Source organism: Brumimicrobium oceani (assembly GCF_003143775.1).
In the GTDB taxonomy this organism is placed as follows: Bacteria; Bacteroidota; Bacteroidia; order Flavobacteriales_D; family Crocinitomicaceae; genus Brumimicrobium; species Brumimicrobium oceani.
This window is the reverse complement of sequence record NZ_QFRJ01000007.1, coordinates 152462-170149: the sequence shown is the minus strand read 5'-3', so window position 1 is coordinate 170149 and position 17688 is coordinate 152462. Positions and strand designations below refer to the sequence as shown.

Below are 17688 nucleotides of genomic sequence, written 5' to 3'. Positions count from 1 at the left end.
TATTTATTACTTGGTAAATTATGAGACCATTATTTTAAACAAATTCAAGAATTTAAACATTTAAATTCCATAACTTTATCAAAAGTAAATCATTTGCTCATGTATAAACTAACAGTTGCGGCGTTATTCTTCACCTTATTTTCTTGTGATGGATCGGAAAAGCTTGAATCACTAAAGGAGTACAAGGATCAGTTCATTGAAACTAAAAGCAAAGAATTGAGAGAGGAATATGAAAGAGCTATTCAATCTACTGATAGCCTTTTTCAAGAATCTAAAAAAGGTTTAGAAAAAAAACTCGATGAACTACAAATTGACAGTCTAAGCTTGGAGACCAAACAATCGGTCAAGGAATTTTTAAATGAGTAGTGAAATTTAGGTATTCGATGTAGGTATTAAGCGGTTACCCATTCTTTGCGAAATGAGTAACCGCTTTTAAATCAAAAATAGATTATTGGTCTCCTGTCATTTTTTTAGGATCAACCCATTCGTCGTATTCCTCAGAAGTAAGGTGTCCAAGTGCCAAAGCAGATTCTTTCAAAGTAATGCCTTTTTCATGTGCATTTCCTGCAATTTCAGCTGCTTTGTAGTAACCGATTTTTGTGTTTAATGCAGTTACTAGCATTAATGAGTTGTTCACTAATTCATCGATGCGTGCATGATTTGGTTCGATTCCCACTGCGCAATTATCTGCGAAAGAAACACATGCTTCTCCGATCAAACGAGCAGACTGCAATAAATTCGCTGCCATCATCGGTTTGTAAACGTTCAACTCATAATGTCCTTGCATTCCCCCTACAGTTACTGCTACATCGTTCCCCATTACTTGCGCTGCCACCATAGTGATTGCCTCTGCTTGGGTTGGATTCACTTTTCCTGGCATAATTGAAGAACCTGGTTCGTTTGCTGGAATAATGATTTCTCCAATTCCCGAACGGGGTCCAGAAGCCATCATACGAATGTCGTTGGCTATTTTGTTGATAGAAACAGCGATTTGTTTTAAAGCTCCATGTGTCTCCACCAAAGCGTCGTGTGCTGCCAAAGCTTCAAACTTGTTTTCTGCTGTGATGAATGGTAATCCTGTAAATTCAGCGATTTTCTTTGCTACTAATTCAGAATAACCTTTCGGAGTATTGATTCCTGTTCCAACTGCTGTTCCCCCTAAAGCGATTTCAGAAAGGTGTGGCATTGTATTTTCTAATGCTTTTAAACCGTGATCTAATTGCGCTACATATCCGGAGAACTCTTGACCGAGTGTTAATGGTGTTGCATCCATCAAATGTGTTCGACCAATTTTCACAATGTCTTTAAAGTCTTTTGCTTTTTGGTCTAAGATATCGCGTAAATGTTTTACTCCAGGAACTGTTGTTTCAACGATACGCTTGTAAATCGCAATGTGCATTCCTGTTGGAAAAGTATCGTTTGAAGATTGAGATTTATTTACATCGTCATTGGGTGCAAGTGTTTTTTCTCCTTCTCCTAATTTATTCCCTGCAAGTACGTGGGCACGATTGGCGATTACTTCATTGGTGTTCATGTTGGATTGTGTTCCTGAACCCGTTTGCCAAATCACTAAAGGAAATTGATCGTCTAATTTTCCGGCTATGATTTCGTCGCATACTTGTGCTATTAAATCTCTTTTCTCTTCTGCTAAAACGCCCAATTCACAGTTGGTGTAAGCCGCTGCTTTCTTTAAGTAAGCAAAACCATGAACAATTTCTAATGGCATTGAAGCTTCAGGACCAATTTTAAAGTTGTTTCTAGAACGCTCTGTTTGAGCTCCCCAATACTTATCAGCAGGCACCTTCACCTCGCCCATCGTATCTTTTTCTACTCTATATTCCATATTATATCGTTTTGTATTAATTTATTTTTTATTTTTACGGCGTAATTACTTACAATAATAGTTTACAAAAATAATATATCATGAGTATTTTCGGTATTGTTATGTTTCTTTTAATTGCGGGAATGGCTTTTTGGCTGTTACTTTTCTTAATGGCATTCGTTGTTCCTTATTGGATTACATTAGGGGCTATTGAACAAATGCGACCAAAGAAAGTCTTCGACGACGAGGAAGAGGCAGCTTAAAGACTGTTTTTTTAATATAATATTACTGGGAATTCTTAAAAGGAGTTCCCTTTTTTGGTTTGTAGTGGGGTGGTTTCGGTGGATTTTTTTGGGTCGCTGGCGCTCATTTGGGTTCCCGCGGATTTTCGCAGATTGCGCAGATCTTTTTTTGGGTCGCTGGTGCTCAATTATTTTCTCCCGCAGATTTCGTGGATTTCCGTGGATCTTTTTTGTGAGCGGTGCTCTTTTGGGTTCCCGCGGATTTTCGCAGATTGCGCAGATCTTTTTTTTGGGTCGCTGGTGCTCCTTTATTTTCTTGCGCTGATTTCGTGGATCTTTTTTGTGAGCGGTGCTCATTTGGGTTCCCGCGGATTTTCGCAGATTGCGCAGATCTTTTTTGTGAGCGGTGCTCATTTTCTCTTTCTCTGTCTCACTCTGTTTTCACCCGTGGAGGCGCAATGCATTTTCACCCGTGGAGGCGCAATGCATTGCGCCTCTACGGGTGAAAAATTATTTTGCAATCCACAGATTTGGGTTCAATTGGCTTACAGAATTTCCTTTTACGTGGTGAACTTCGAAATGGGCTACGGAAATGTCTCCTGCGGAATTGGGGAGTAATGAGCCAATTGCGGTTTTTGTGTTTACAACGCTTCCTTTCGTTACGTAAACGTCTTGCAGGTTGGAATAAACCGTTCTGTAATCTCCATGCTTGATGATGACTACTTTTCCTGCCCCAGGAATGTTGATTACACTCGTAACTTCTCCTTTGAATACCGCCAATACATTCGCGTTTTTAGGCGTACTGATGTCTACTCCGTTGTTTTGGGTGAAAACATTGGGTAGGCTTGGGTGCTTGTTTTTACCATAGTTTTGAGTGATTGTTCCTTTTTCAACTGGCCATGGAAGTTTTCCTTTGTTGGAAGCAAAATTCTCCCCAATTAATGCTGCCTCGGCGGTTAATGAGAATTCTCGTTCTACTTTTTTCGGAGCTTCTTTTTCTACCGTTGGCGTATTGGCATTCCTTTTGGCTTCTTCTGCTTTCCTCCTGGCTTCGGCAGCGGCGGCTTCACGTCTTGCTTTTTCTATTCTTGCGCGTTCTGCAGCAATTTCCTTTTGAATGGCTGCGGCAATTTCTTGCTTTAAGCGCTCTTTGTCTTCTTCTTGCTTTTTTAACGCCCGAAGTAATTCGTCTTCTTGTTCTTTAAATCGTTTATAGATTTCTTCTTTTTCCTTCTTCGTTTTAATGATTTCAGCGCGCTCTATCCGTTTTTGACCAGCTAGCTCAACTTGTTTCTTTTTCTCTTCGTCCAACGCTTTAATCTCTTCTTTCAATAAATCTGTGTTCTGTTGAATTAAGCGCATTTGCTTTTGCTGAATCTCTGCGAGCTTTTCAAGGTATAGCTTTCTTTTTAATGCTTCTTCAACTGTCTTTGCACTGAAAATAAACATTAAATCTCCATACTTATTCCGTTTTTTGTATGCATAAAGAAGAAGTTCTGCGTATTGCTTTTTTAATCTTTCAATTTCTGCATTCAATTCCTGTATTCTACCTTCCTTTTGTTCTATTTTTAATTCTGAAGAGCGGATCTGATTGTCAATATTTCGCAACAAACGCTCACGATATTCCACTTGACGATCTATTAAATTGACTTCTTCTAATGAAAGCTGTGTGTTTTTTTTAGACTTTTCCAGTAAGGTTTTTGTGGTTGAAATCTGTTTTTCAAGCGCTTTTTGTTCGTTTTTTAAGCGTTGTGATCCTGGCTGAGCCCATAATTGGGCAGCAGTAATAAAAAGAATTGAAAAAAGTAAGATGATGTTCCTATTCACACTTTTCATATTTATTCGGGATAGACAAATACAATACCCTCGGATCATTTACACTTGTTTTATTATATTGAAAGTCTACAAATAGAGTATCGCGAGGAGTTTCTACATTAATATTTCCCTCTAGCGGAATGCTAAATCCTGAAACCATTTCTCGACCATAATAGTTAACTGTGATCGTTGTAGTATCTTTTGGACTGTCGATAATTACCTTTTTCAGAGACTCTGTGTCTTCGCTTAGAAAATAGCGAATAATGACTTCTTCTTCACTGTCTTGCCTTCTTATTCTTCGCTTAGAAAGTGATGAAACCACATAGTTGTATGGGTCTTTGATTTGCTGATATTCTGTGTCCTTATCCCAAGCAATTGGCAGACCTAAGACTAATTCTTCAATGTTTTTATGTTTGAAATCTACTCCAAATGTAGTTTTCAGGTATTCCATGTTTTCTATCATAAAACAATTGTTGCGCTTGTCTACCATGGTTAAAGTGTCGGGTGTAACCATCACGTTGTATATAGGAATACGCGCAAAAGTAATCAAAGCATGAAAAGCACTGTCTGCCCGCATGCGAATGGAAGTTTTAAAAGAAACGTTGTACTTACTATCAGAATATTTAGAACTCAACTTGGTATAAAAGTGATCTGCACGTTGTTTTGATAGACTATCCAAGCGATTGATGAGTATTTCCTCTTTCACTTTTGGAAGTTTATCTGTGTTTTCAAGGTCCATATTTCTCTTGCTTCCACACGCAACAAGCGATGAAAATAAGAGTACTGAGAAAATATATTTAGTAATATTTTGGAGCATAAAGTTTTTCTTCGTTTATCTTTTTTGGTAAATTTTTATTTCGTGATTCAGCTGTTAAAGCTTGGTTCCATGCTTCTTTTGCTTTAGACAAAGATTGATTTTTAAAATGTAAATCTCCCAAATAATCAAGAAGTTCTGCAATATTATGCTTTTTACTAATTCCTTTCTCTAAAAGATCAATTGCTTCTCTTAAGTTATTTTCATTGGCAGCTAACATCGCTTTGGCTAAATAGAAGTCTCTGCCTCTATTCTTTTCCGCTATTTTGCCTAACATTTCCGCAGCAATATCTGTGGCTATATTCGCTTTACTTAAGGCCAAAGCATAAGTAACTTGCGTGTTTTGGTCTTCTGGATTTAGATTGAGTGCTTTCTCAAAAGCGACTATTCCTTTCTTGTACTCTTTGGTGTAAAAATAGACCTCTCCTTTTCGCATGGAAAACAAAGACGCTTTCTTTTTATCGTCTAAAAGGTAAATTTCACCTCCCGCCAAATATTGCATTGCTTCATCTGGATGATTGGTGTACAACGCGCCTTCTGCAGCGGCAAAATAAACAAATGGAATATTGGGGAAAAGTTCTAATGCTGACTTCCCATCTTCATAAAGGGCTTGGTAATCCAGAAAAGTGGACGCTACAGAGAGTGCCATTCGCCAAGACTCGAAATTATTTGAATTATCTTGAGTAGCCTTCCTTGCTACACGCAATGCTTCTTTCGACCTTCCTTCATACATTAGAATATTTACATATTTTGAAGCCACTTCCAAATCTTCTGAATGCCCTTGATAAAATTTCTCTGCCATTGCTAAAACCAAAGGATCTTCTGTTCCTTTTTGCTTTATCAGGTGGTCAAAAACGAAGAGCTTTTGCTCTACATCCACTTGACTGTTCTCTAATATCCCAGGGGCAATTTTAAAGAATTCTTCAAACTTTCCCTGATCTATTAAATTGCTTGCCAAGATAAATTGTGCATTCCCATTTTCGGGATTGTCTTTGGCTAATTCATTCACCAATGCTACGGCTTTTTCCTTTTTTCCACGTTGCTCATAAAAAGCAATAATGTGATTAAGCACTTCCTTATCGGCAGGGTATTCCTTTTTTAAAAGCAATAAAGTTTCCTCTGCTTTTTCAAATTCTTTGATTTCTGAATATAAATCTGCCTTCATCATCATCAACTCAGGAACAATTCCTGCTTGATTTTGCAAGCTATTTAATTCGTCAATGGCCAATTGGTAAGCCTTGTTGTAAATGAGCACTTTACTGTATCCGTATCGAAAATCTAAGTTTCTTGGCTCACGCTCCACCATTTCTTTAAACAGATGTTCTGCTTGTTCGAAATTCGCCCTTTCAAAATGAATGTAGGCCAACTCTTGCAAATAAGAGATGTTTGTTTTGTCAATTTCGTAGGCTTTCTGAAAATTTTCTAAGGCACCTATGACCTTGTTTTCTGCTTTTGCTATTTCTGCTAAACCAAAATAAACCGCGTCGTCATCTTGTTTAATTTCTAAACATTTGTTGAACAGTTTTTTGGCTTCGCTATAATTTCCTGACATTTTTTCTCGAACCGCTTCATGAAACTGCTCGATGTAAGGATAGTTTTTTGATGAAAGCGCTTCAACATCATCCAATACTTGTTCCTGCATGGAGTTTTCCTTCCCCTTTTGACCCAAAATTGGAGTCAGCGGGAACAGTATTAAGGATGATATGAAGAAGAATTTTTTCATTAAATGTCTAACGTGGTATAATCTCCAGCACTTAAATTGTTGGGAGTTTGTTTAATATTCGCATGATTACCTACCATGGAATCTTTCAAGTTTGCACCTTCTATTTTAGTATTCCCTTGAATAATTGTGTTTTGAATTACACTTCCATTCACAGTAGAATCCGCTCCAATAGATACATGAGGACCTACAACGCTGTTGTTCAAAACAACATTCTTGCCAATAAAACAAGGGTGAATTACCACACTGTTGTTGATTTTTGCAGAAGCATCAACCAATTCAACATTTTTCTCTTGATCGAAGTTTAAAATATGTTTGTTGGCATCTACTGTAACAACTTTATTACCACAATCCAACCAAGCATTTACCTTTCCAGGCTTAAATATTTTACCTTTTTCTGTTAATCTTCTTAATGCGTCTGGCAATTGGTATTCCCCGCCCTTGATAACGTCATTATCGATTAAATAGTTCAATTCTGTTCTTAAATCTGCTGCTTCTTTGAAATAATAAATTCCAATCATGGCTAGATCTGAAACGAAAGTTTGTGGTTTTTCTACGAAATCAACAATTTCATTCTTTTCATTCATTTTGATTACGCCAAAAGCACTTGGGTCTTCAATTTGCTTCACCCATAAAATACCATCGTCGTTCGGGTCAATTTTGAAGTCTGCTTTAAACAATGTGTCTGCGAAAGCCACAACAACAGGACCATCCAATTTTTCCTCGGCACATAAAACGGCATGCGCTGTTCCTAAAGGTTCGGTTTGATAATGGATGCTTCCTTTAGCGCCCAAACTTTCCGCTACTGCGATTAATTCTTTTTCAGCTTCTGGGCCAAAATCTCCAATGACAAATGCAATTTCCGTGATTGGATCGCTGCAAACTCCTGCAATATCTTCTACAAGACGGTGCACAATTGGCTTTCCTCCTACAGGAACTAATGGTTTTGGTACTGTTAAGGTGTGTGGTCTAAGACGAGAACCTCTTCCCGCCATGGGTACGATTATTTTCATGATTTATTTTTTTCCGGTGCTTCCAAATCCGCCTTCTCCGCGGTCGGTTTCTGTTAATTCTTCAGTTAATATAAATTCGGCTTGTTTCACTTTCGAGAAAACCATTTGTGCAATTCTGTCTCCGTCTTCAATAACGAAAGGTTCGTTTGAAAGATTCACTAAAATTACGCCTACTTCACCTCGGTAATCTGCATCGATTGTTCCAGGGCTATTTAAAACGGTAATACCATGTTTTATGGCTAATCCACTTCTTGGTCTTACTTGGGCTTCATATTTTTCAGGAATCTCTAAAAACAATCCTGTTTTAATCAATGTACGCTCCAATGATTGAAGTGTAAATGGCTCCTCAATATTTGCACGTAAATCCACGCCAGCAGAAGCTTTCGTTTCATATTTTGGCAAATCGTGCTTAGAGCGATTTATGATTTTTACTTTCATTTTCCTTTTCTGTTAGTTATTAAAGACTTGGTGTAAACAAATCGAACTAATTCCAATTTTTTACAATCTTCAAAAGTAGTTTTTTTCCTGACAATTCGGGTGTTTTTGCCCGATTTTAATTCGGGTGGAGCTTGGGTGACTGCGGTACCCTAAACAAGCTCTGTCAACGAAAAACCATCCTGAGAATTTCGAAACGGCGGGTATTCCCCTTTTTTTGACTTTGTCCCTTTCTGCACCTGTCAACCTGAAAATCGAGAAAGTCTATGATTTTCCGATTGAAGGATCTTTAGCGGTGTTGGGGAGTATCTCGATATATTGAAACAACCGAAATAATGTCTTCTCGAAAACACATCAAAATTAAAAACAGTTTTATCACCTGTGAAATTTATCGTAATTTTATAACCTATTCAGAACACAACTCATTTAATTCGGACAGATGACTTTAAAGACAATCATTTCAATTTTTATCATCACATTTAGTTGTTCCACTTATGCTGCGTTAAATGATACGCTTTTTATCCTTAAAACAAATGTTACTTACAATGGAACGGGTTTTCAGAAAGGAGTTATTTCAGATAGCCTGAATCCTGTGCAATTTGATAATGCAGTTTTGAATTTAACGGAAGGTGTAACAAATGCCTTTACACTTATAAATACGGATACCATTTCTTACGATTTTTATCTGAATACCAATTCATCTTTGACTTGGAATATTGGTTCCGAAGACACAATAACAGTCAATTTGCCCATATTGCCTTCTGGAACACATGCTATTTTATCTTCAACAATTGAAGGTGATTTATTAGGTGCTGCGTGCATTTTAAGAATTGGTTTACACGGAGATTATCTTTACAGTTGGGATTTGTGGGATATGAACGCTGATTTGTCTCAAGAAATCGCATTAACGAATGTGTTGAATATTCCTTCAAATTATCAGCCCAATGTGTTTACGATTAATGCAGATCCTTTGGCGCCAATGGATACGAGCAATGCTATTATTTATGGAAATGTTGGAGACACGATTATAATTTCTGTGTTGAATTCTGGAAATATGGTTCACAATATTCATTTTCATGGATACCACATTACAATAATGGGTGCATCGGTTCAAAGTGACCGTATTGGTTGGTCAAAAGATAGTTTTCCGATTTACAAGAATGAAACAATGACTTTGAGACTTGTGCCAGATCAGCCCGGGACTTATCCAGTTCACAATCATAATTTGGTCACCGTTATTTACAATAATAATTATCCTTCTGGGATGATGACCATGTTAAAAATCAATCCATAATGAAAAATTATACGCTAATCTTCAGCTTTATATTTAGTTTGTCTTTTTTGAATGGACAAGTAAAAGAGGTTTCCCTTGTTTCTAAAATGAACGGACAAAAAACATTAATCGACGGTCAAGACATTGTTTTTTGGGGCTATGGAATCGATGATCCTTCGTCACAGAACAATAAAATATTTTTGCCAGGCCCGGTTCTGAGATTTGATGTTGGCGATACAGTAATTATTCATTTAAGAAACGATTCGCCAGAAGATCATACCATTCATTGGCACGGTTTAGATGTTGATCAAGCCAATGATGGCGTGCCACACACAAGCACTTCGGTCAATGGAGGCGGAGCAGAATTCACCTACACTTTTGTGTGTAAAGAACCAGGAACATACATTTACCATTGTCATGTTTTAACCACTTTGCACTTGGCCATGGGCATGTATGGAATTTTCATTATTGATGCCAATACAGAAAATCAGATTTACAATAACTCAGGAAAATATACGAAAGAATATAATTATTTGTTTTCAGAATTAAACTCTGCTTGGAACACCAACGCACTTTCGCCTGGCCCTTTCTATTTGTATGAAGCAGATTATGGAATGGTGAATGGTTGGGCTGGTCCAGAAATAAAGGTGAAAAATCAATCCATAACGGGAGATATAGAAGATTCAATTGGCATGAGATTGGCAAATACTGGTTATGGACGCGTAGAAACTATTTTTCCAAAGGATTTAGAAGTTAAAGTTTACGGAAGCGATGGGAGAGAAGTCAATAGTTTCGTCACAGACACAATACAAATGTTTCCAGGAGAACGCTTTGGTGTTGTGGGTTATCCGCAAAGCACCATTAACGATAGCATTACAGTAAATTATTACGATTTGAATAATGATGAGCTATATTTTACCAATTATATTCCCGTAGACATTTCACCAACCTCAAGCACAATATCTCAAAATTTAGAAACCCTAATCCTCTACCCCAATCCCTTCGATTCCCAAATCACCATAGACAACATTCCAAAAAATGGCACAGCAACAATCACAGATCTCAATGGAAAAGAAGTCTGGCAAGGTGACCTAAAAAAAGGCCAAAATCAAATTCAATTGAATGTCGATAAAGGGATTTATGTGTTGCGTTTTGGGGGAATGCAGGTTAAGGTGGTGAAAGAGTAGAGAGTAAGAGTTTTGAGGTGGTTCCAACTAGATGTTTCCTGTAAATCTGAAATTGCCTTTTTAGTTGTTGTCATTTAGCAAAGTCCTCCCTCTTTATCTCTCCGTCAGCTGATGAAGTGAGTTTGATAATGCCTTCGATTAGTTTTTATGTTATTGAAAATGTTAAAAGACTCCGTAAAAGTTCCTTCGCAAAAATTAAAAACAAGTTTTTAGAGTTTTACTTCAGGATGACAGTTTGGTATGGTTTGGGGTCAAAACGAGGTGGGTAAAATGATGGCCCTGCGCGCCATCATTTTACCCACCTCGTTTTGATTATATCTCTCTCTGTGCCTGTCATCCTGAAAATCGAGAAAATCTATGATTTTCCGATTGAAGGATCTTTTTTATGCCTATTTTTTTCTAAATGTAAAAATCAAAGAGCCAATCTCATTCCAGCAAGTAGATAAAGCCTATAACCTACAGCCAAAAACCTAAAGTCCATCCCCTTTCCTTAGATAAACCGTCAATTGCATTCCCTTATCAGTAGCTTTCATATAACTTTTCAGTGGACCATGCAGGAATTTCGGCATGTAGTATATCGAACATACTTCATAACGGTGTTTTTCAATACTGAAATTGAGTTTGTTAGATAGTTCTGTAAAAGATTTTAAATCGAATTCATGCAAGTGAAAAGGAGTATGCATTGGACTTAAGTTTGTCACATAATTAGTACCAATCAGCTTAAAGTAAAAGTTCATAAATTTTGGCATTAACCATTTTGAGGAAGGAACTTCAATCTGGATAATACCGTTTGGTTTTAGCCAACCTAGTGCTTTTTCTAAACATTTAGATGGTTCATAGAGGTGTTCGAATACAGCCCCAAATGTGATGAAGTCAAAAGTGTTTTTTTCATAATCTAATTCTTCAATTGATCCTAATTTTAATTTTTCTTTGTCTATTCCCATTTTAGAGATAGCTCTTTCATAAAACGGAATTGAAGGTTCTAGGCCATGAACATCAAATCCTTTATGTTGCATTGAAAGCATAGACTTACCTAGCCCAGCTCCAATATCAAGTGATTTCATGCCTTTCTTAAAACTGATAAGTTCTGAAGCTTCTTCAATTTGTGGTTTGAAATAGGTTGGCTTCCATTCAAAATAATCTTCTTTCCAATACTCTTCTGGTGGAGTTCCATAGTGGTCTTGAAGGTCAAAAGGAATAGGTTGAGGATTAGAATAAATTAGATTACAATTTGTACATTTTACAATTCCAACAGAAATTCCTGTTTTACTCTTTGGTTTGTATCCTTGAGTTTTATTTAACCGTTGACCCAGAATTTTATGGTTCTCTGTTTTGTCACCACACATTTCACAAACGGTAATTTCTTTAAAGTTGTATTTCATAATTTTATTAGGGGTATGAGATTTATATTTTATAAACGATTAAAGCCATTTAAAACTCCAAAGATTAAGCATTTATTAGAAACCAAAAGCAGTCAAATGTCAATTTACAAATATAGAAAATTGAAGATGGTTTGCACTTAAAGTCAATAAAACTTTAGGGATATATTCGGGAGTAAGACTCTCTATGTAGTTATACATGCTCCGATTTTAGTTTTTATGTGATCGAAAATGCCAAAAGACTCCGTAAAGATCCTTCGCAAAACTTAAAAACTCGTTTTTAGAGTTTTACTTCAGGATGACAGTTTGGTATGGTTTGGGGTCAAAACGAGGTGGGTAAAATGATTGCCCTGCGCGCCATCATTTTACCCACCTCGTTTTGATTATATCTCTCTCTGTACCTGTCATCCTGAAAATCGAGAAAATCTATGATTTTCCGATTGAAGGATCTTTATTATGCCTATTTTTTTCTAAAAGTGAAATTGAAATGAAACCCCACTCCAAAAGCCCACAAAACCTCAATTTTAACGCAGTTGAAATTCATCACCAACCCACGTTAAACATTAATAATTAACCATTAAACATTATAATTTAACAAACCCAACACTCGGCACCTCCCCTTCACCTTCATAAACAATAGTATAACTCCCATTCGACCAAGTTCCGGTTTCTACAGTGAAAATTGTCAAACCTTTTTCCAATTCTTGTTTTTCTGTTATTGTATAGATGATCTTTCCATAACTATCATAAACATTTAAAGCAACCACTCCTTTTTTAGGCATCACCACTTTAACAGTCAACTCATCTTTTACTGGATTTGGATACGGGAAAACAATTACTGTCTGATTTTCTGACATTGTTTTACATACCTCATTATTGCTGATGTCTTCTTCTATAAACTGTGCCGGAAGAACAATTGTTCCTGCAATACATAAGAAGTTTTGTAAAGAATCTTCAACTGTGGTTTGAGCGCTTGGCGATGCTGAGAAAATATAGATTTCTTCTTCATCCGCTTGTAACATTCCAACCCAAGTTTCCTTTATAAAACCAGTACTTGGACTGTTCAACACCAAATCTACTTCTGAAATTGGTGTGCTTCCAATGTTTTTTAATCGAACACCGATTGTTAAGAATCCATTGATGTCTTGACTAAAGATTTGAGATATTTCTAAATCTGTTCGTTGTTCTAAAACGGGTAACTTAACACTGATACTGTCTGAACAATTCCATTGATTTTCTACGCGCAGCTCAACTGTTTGTTCTGTTCCGATTAAATATTCTTCAAAAGTTATACTCGTATCTGCTAGTGTTGAATTGGCAATGTTTCCAAAACTCCATAAATAGGCATTTTCACCTGAACTTGTACTCTCAAAAGCAATAGGATATTCTGCGATAAATGCATTAGGTGTGAAAATGAAATCTGCATTCAAATATGGATTAATCGTTATGGTTGAAACCGCCGAATTAATACAGCCAAAACCTGAACTCACCGTTTGCTCCAGTGTGTAATTTCCGCTATTCGTGAAGTTTTTGGTAATGTCAAATCCACTCATTGGTGTCTCATTTCCAAACTTCCAATTGACTTGCGCCACACTACCATCTGGAACAAAAGAATTGTCTTCAAATGATGTTTCAATTCCTGCACATGCCTGATTCATTGAAAACTGGACTTGTGGCGTTGCATGAATTTTAATGTCCTTACTTATGCTGTGACTACAACCGTTATTTGCCGAAGTTGTTAAATCAACGGTATAAGTGCCGTATAAACTATAAGGTTTTTGCGGATTGCTTTGATTTGAATTCGTTCCATCTCCAAAGCTCCATTGATTTGCGCTAATTACCGACGGTGAACTTACAGTAGAATTATTTTGAAATGTCACTGTATTTCCTTCACAAACTTCAGTAAATGAAAAGTCAGCAACAGGAGTGGGTTCGATAGTTTTTGTTTGAATCAAAGTATCCACACATCCAAAAACATCTGTTCCAATCAACATTACATCATAATCTCCGAATGCATTATAGCTATGCGCCACATTTTGTCCATTAGCTGTATTGTCCGTTCCACTTGCAGGATCATCAAAATTCCATTCCCAATTTGTTATGGTCTGCGGACTCATTTGCCCTCCATTAAATTGTATGCTTTCATCCTGACATTGATTAGAAGTCGCATAAGTTAAAATAGGATTTTCCTTCACTTCAATGGTAAATGTTTGGTCGTTAAAACATCCCACCGAAGTTTCTACTGTTAATTCTACATCATAAATCCCACCTGCCGAATAAGCATGATTTCCTTGGTTGAGCAATGATGTTGTGCCATTACCAAAATCCCAATCCCAACCTATGATTGTGGAACCATCGGTTGTGGTGGAAAGGTCTTGGTAGTTGAAATCTTCTGCTACGCAAGTTATGCTTGGAAGTTGTGCATTTATGATTGGTGCGTCTCCTAAAATGGTCACGTTTATGGTGTCTTTGACTTCGCAACCGTTGGCGTTTTGCACGATTACGGAGTAAGTTCCGGAGGTGGTAATGGTGATTTCTGGAGTTGTTTCGTTGGTGTTCCAAAGGTAGTTGGTGGCAGAAGTTGCGCCGGCTGTTAGGGCGATGTTGTTTCCTGAGCAGAGGCTGAGGTCTGGGCCTAGGGTGGCTAATGTTGAAAAAGGATCTTCGGCGAATGTTAAAGTGTCGGATTTGAAGATGCAGCCGTTGGTATCTGTAACGGTTACATAATAATCTCCTGGAGAATCTATTTCTAGGGTGTCTGCTGTTGAACCATCAGACCAGAGGTAGGAATAATGTTGAGCGAGGTTGGTGTTCCAAATGATGGAATCGTTTTGGCAGTAGAGTTGGGTTGTTGGGTATTGTGGTATATTTCTTTCTACATAAATAGTATCCCGAGAGGTATTTCCGAAGATGTCGGTTACTTCCACCCAGTAAATTCCTGAGGTTTGAATAATTAAACTATCGGCATCAGAACCGTCTGACCAGAGGTAAGATTTAAAGTTTTTTCCCGCATATATTATTGAATCACATATTGAGTGAGAAATATCTCTGCCTAGGTTGACTGGAGGAGCATATTTATTATATAAAAATGTTCTAACCAATCTTTCTAAACTATCATTCAATACAGTATTGAATAATAAGGTTTGTCCAATTTCACCATCCAAATAATAGTCGTCTTTAGATTTTCCTAAATAAGAATTTGGTCGAAAGGATACTGAGCCATTACTTGAAGTGTATTCGAAACTATGGTTAATTTTTAAATTAAAAGACTGATTTGAACTCATATTTATAATATGATACTTATCAAGTTCTACAGAACTAGAATGATTTGTAATTGTAAACCTAATGTTTCTACCAAAAGTCGGATACAGATTATTATCCGACCATTTTGGATACCATGGATTGGGCTGGCCTCCTCCAAAGAGCCAAAGACCTGAATGTGTTTTTACAGTAACAGGCATAATACTCCGTTTAACTAGACTAAAAATCTCTCCTTCGTTTAAGTGAGACAAGTTAACTTCAGATAAATATTCTTCATTGTCGGCATTAAAACTAAGTGTTTTGTGATTGCCTAAATTTGGATTTGAGTTTTGAATAGGTCTTTTACTTAGATCTACTTGCTTGAAAATATACCCGTTTGCAGATAAATCCTTCCATTTTTCAACTCTTCCATTAGCATCCAATAATACACTATCAGGATCCAAAATAAACTCAAGTTCTGACCATGTTGTAAAGTCTATTAAGGTAAATGAATAAGTATTTGACCAAGTTCCATTATTAGGCTTTATCCTCCAATAATAAATATTATTAGGTATGAAGTTTTGAGCTAAGTAAGAAAGAGATGTTAAAGAATTATTATTTACAACTAGGTTAATAAAATTGAGATTATCTGAAACCTGCAAATGATAACTATTGGCTCCTACATTGCCGTTCCATTCCAATTGGATTTCTGTTTTATTATAGACTGTACTATCTTTTGGATAAACCAGCAAACCTTGTGTTAAGGATAAAGTACTAATGAAGGTAATGAAAAAAAGTACTATTATTTTGATATTTGACATACTTGGTAAGATGAATTTAAAACAAAAATAGAGAAAAGGATGAAAACAAACCTTATAACTGCTCTCATGTTTTATTAATTCCTTACATTTGGAACTGCTTATACCTTGCACAAATGAAAACCATTAAAAACTTTATAAAAAAGTATTTCTCTTCTTTTGCTTATTTCTATGGTTACCTTAGTCATAGAATATTTGTTATGCTTTTTTTGAGTATTTTGATAGGTGTGCTAGATGGACTTGGCTTGATTATGTTTCTGCCATTGCTTCAAATGACAGACGGCGTTTCGAATCATACAGCAGACAATCTTGGAGGTATGGGTTTCATAATAAGCACTTTAGAAGGCGTCGGTTTAGAGTTGAATATTCGTATTGCACTTTTACTTATGTTTTTATTTTTCATTCTAAAAGGAATTATTTCATTTTATAGTTTACGATATAATGTTAAAATTCAACAAATATTCATATCATCTTTACGTTTTAAATTAACAGACTTATTTACAAAATATTCTTATAAACATTTTGTTTCAGCTGATGTAGGTAGAATACAAAATGCTTTTACAGCTGAAATATCACGTGTTGGAATCGCTTATAAAGGTTATTTGGATAGTATTCAAAATTTAATATTAGTTGTTGTTTATACAACCTTTGTGTTTTTAATTGATTGGAAATTTGGGTTGCTTGTATGTGTAGGAGGAGCAGGGACTAGTTTTTTGTTTAGACTATTTTTTAAAAAAACCGAACAAAAATCAAACGAATTTACTCACTCTGCAAATACTTATACTGGAGCGGCTATGGAGTATATTTATAACTTCAAATACTTAAAAGCTACAGGTTACTTGCAAGCCTATGCTTCGAAACTTAAAAAGAAAATATCTGTTGTTGAGGGGAACAACAGGCAAATTGGCTTTCTTGGAGCAGCTGTAACAGCCATCAAAGAACCCCTGGCGGTGGGTGTAGTTTGTTTAGTGGTGCTTCTTCAAGTTGAATTAATAGGAGGTGGAGTTGCTAGTATTCTAATTAGTTTATTGTTTTTTTATAGAGCACTTTCATCTTTAATGTCATTTCAAAATTCCTACAACGATTTTCTATCAGTCTCAGGTTCGTTGAAAAACATTATAACCATTGAGAAGGAGTTGTTAGAAAATTCAGATCAAAAGGGTATTCATATCTTTAATAGCTTTAAAGATCGGATAAGCTTTAAAAATGTAGATTATGGTTATAAAGAGTCAAATGGTATTTTGAAAAATCTCAATATCGAGATTTTAAAGAATCAAACTATTGCTTTTGTTGGAGAGAGTGGAAGCGGAAAAACTACATTAGTTAATCTTATAAGTGGACTTTTACAGGCGAATAAGGGTGAAGTAAATATTGATGGAATTTCATTTGAAGAATTAGACTTTAGCTCTTATCAGTCTAAAATTGGTTATATAGCTCAGGAACCTGTTATTTTTAATGATTCCATTTTTAATAATGTCACCTTGTGGTCTGAACCTACACCTGAAAATATAGATAAATTTCAAGATGCATTAAAGAAAGCTTCCTTATTGTCTTTTATTGAAAGGTTGCCAGATAAAGGAGAAACTTTATTAGGGAATAGCGGTGTTAATTTGAGCGGGGGGCAAAAACAACGTGTTTCTATTGCTCGAGAATTATTTAAGGACATTGATATTCTTATTTTAGATGAAGCTACATCTGCCTTAGATTCAGAAACAGAGAAAGAAATTCAAGTTAATATTGATGAAATTAAAGGAAGATATACAATTCTAATTATTGCACATCGACTTTCTACAATTAAAAATGTAGATAAGATATACCTTATGGATAATGGACAAATTGTAGGGGAAGGAAGTTTTGATGATTTAATTAATTCTAATTTAAGATTTAAAAGGATGGTTGAATTACAGGATGTCTAATAGTAAAAAACACA

The 17688-nt window shown here is 36.1% G+C and carries 13 protein-coding genes; 5 read left to right on the top strand and 8 right to left on the bottom strand.

Annotated elements, in window-relative coordinates; all coding sequences use genetic code 11:
• Window positions 1-99: 99 nt before the first annotated feature.
• Window positions 100-366, top strand: coding sequence for a hypothetical protein (locus DIT68_RS10385; protein WP_109359738.1), 267 nt, complete (start codon window positions 100-102; stop codon window positions 364-366).
• A gap of 82 nt (window positions 367-448) precedes the next feature.
• Here DIT68_RS10385 and fumC read toward each other — a convergent pair whose 3' ends face one another.
• Window positions 449-1843: a class II fumarate hydratase gene (gene fumC, locus DIT68_RS10380; RefSeq protein WP_109359737.1), complete on the bottom strand. Its 1395-nt coding sequence runs from the start codon at window positions 1841-1843 to the stop codon at window positions 449-451.
• An 80-nt stretch (window positions 1844-1923) separates the two neighbouring features.
• On the opposite strand from fumC, the gene DIT68_RS16435 reads away from it, so the two are divergent.
• A complete protein-coding gene (locus DIT68_RS16435; RefSeq protein ID WP_165366102.1) occupies window positions 1924-2085 on the top strand; it encodes a hypothetical protein in 162 nt (53 codons plus the stop codon).
• A 489-nt stretch (window positions 2086-2574) separates the two neighbouring features.
• Here the strand turns inward: DIT68_RS16435 and DIT68_RS10375 are convergent, their stop codons facing one another.
• The 5 genes from DIT68_RS10375 to dut are packed head-to-tail and all read right to left on the bottom strand — an operon-like array spanning window position 2575 to window position 7864.
• Complete coding sequence (locus DIT68_RS10375) at window positions 2575-3891, bottom strand: murein hydrolase activator EnvC family protein (RefSeq protein ID WP_158276164.1); 1317 nt, start codon at window positions 3889-3891, stop codon at window positions 2575-2577.
• On the bottom strand, window positions 3884-4618 hold the full coding sequence (locus DIT68_RS10370) for a DUF4292 domain-containing protein (protein WP_158276163.1): 735 nt from the start codon (window positions 4616-4618) through the stop codon (window positions 3884-3886). Before DIT68_RS10370 ends, DIT68_RS10375 begins: the two co-directional genes overlap by 8 nt.
• A 58-nt stretch (window positions 4619-4676) precedes the next feature.
• The gene (locus DIT68_RS10365) at window positions 4677-6416 is read right to left on the bottom strand and encodes a tetratricopeptide repeat protein (protein WP_109359734.1); all 1740 of its coding nucleotides are present in this window, start codon (window positions 6414-6416) and stop codon (window positions 4677-4679) included.
• The gene (locus DIT68_RS10360) at window positions 6416-7426 is read right to left on the bottom strand and encodes a sugar phosphate nucleotidyltransferase (protein ID WP_109359733.1); all 1011 of its coding nucleotides are present in this window, start codon (window positions 7424-7426) and stop codon (window positions 6416-6418) included. The genes DIT68_RS10365 and DIT68_RS10360 overlap by 1 nt, the downstream gene beginning before the upstream one ends.
• A 3-nt stretch (window positions 7427-7429) precedes the next feature.
• Window positions 7430-7864 carry a dUTP diphosphatase gene (gene dut / locus DIT68_RS10355; RefSeq protein ID WP_109359732.1) on the bottom strand — a complete coding sequence of 145 codons (435 nt, stop codon included), beginning with the start codon at window positions 7862-7864 and terminating at the stop codon, window positions 7430-7432.
• Between the two features lie 436 nt (window positions 7865-8300).
• Here dut and DIT68_RS10350 point away from each other — a divergent pair, with 436 nt between their 5' ends.
• Both DIT68_RS10350 and DIT68_RS10345 read left to right on the top strand, forming a co-directional pair.
• Window positions 8301-9155 carry a multicopper oxidase domain-containing protein gene (locus DIT68_RS10350; RefSeq protein ID WP_109359731.1) on the top strand — a complete coding sequence of 285 codons (855 nt, stop codon included), beginning with the start codon at window positions 8301-8303 and terminating at the stop codon, window positions 9153-9155.
• Window positions 9155-10321 carry a multicopper oxidase domain-containing protein gene (locus DIT68_RS10345; RefSeq protein WP_109359730.1) on the top strand — a complete coding sequence of 389 codons (1167 nt, stop codon included), beginning with the start codon at window positions 9155-9157 and terminating at the stop codon, window positions 10319-10321. The genes DIT68_RS10350 and DIT68_RS10345 overlap by 1 nt, the downstream gene beginning before the upstream one ends.
• Window positions 10322-10791: 470 nt before the next feature.
• Here the strand turns inward: DIT68_RS10345 and DIT68_RS10340 are convergent, their stop codons facing one another.
• Entirely contained in the window at window positions 10792-11703 is a 912-nt protein-coding gene (locus tag DIT68_RS10340; protein WP_109359729.1) for a class I SAM-dependent methyltransferase, read from the bottom strand.
• Between the two features lie 581 nt (window positions 11704-12284).
• Window positions 12285-15761, bottom strand: coding sequence for a PKD domain-containing protein (locus DIT68_RS10335; RefSeq protein ID WP_109359728.1), 3477 nt, complete (start codon window positions 15759-15761; stop codon window positions 12285-12287).
• Between the two features lie 113 nt (window positions 15762-15874).
• Here DIT68_RS10335 and DIT68_RS10330 point away from each other — a divergent pair, with 113 nt between their 5' ends.
• Window positions 15875-17674, top strand: coding sequence for an ABC transporter ATP-binding protein (locus DIT68_RS10330; protein ID WP_109359727.1), 1800 nt, complete (start codon window positions 15875-15877; stop codon window positions 17672-17674).
• Window positions 17675-17688: the final 14 nt, after the last annotated feature.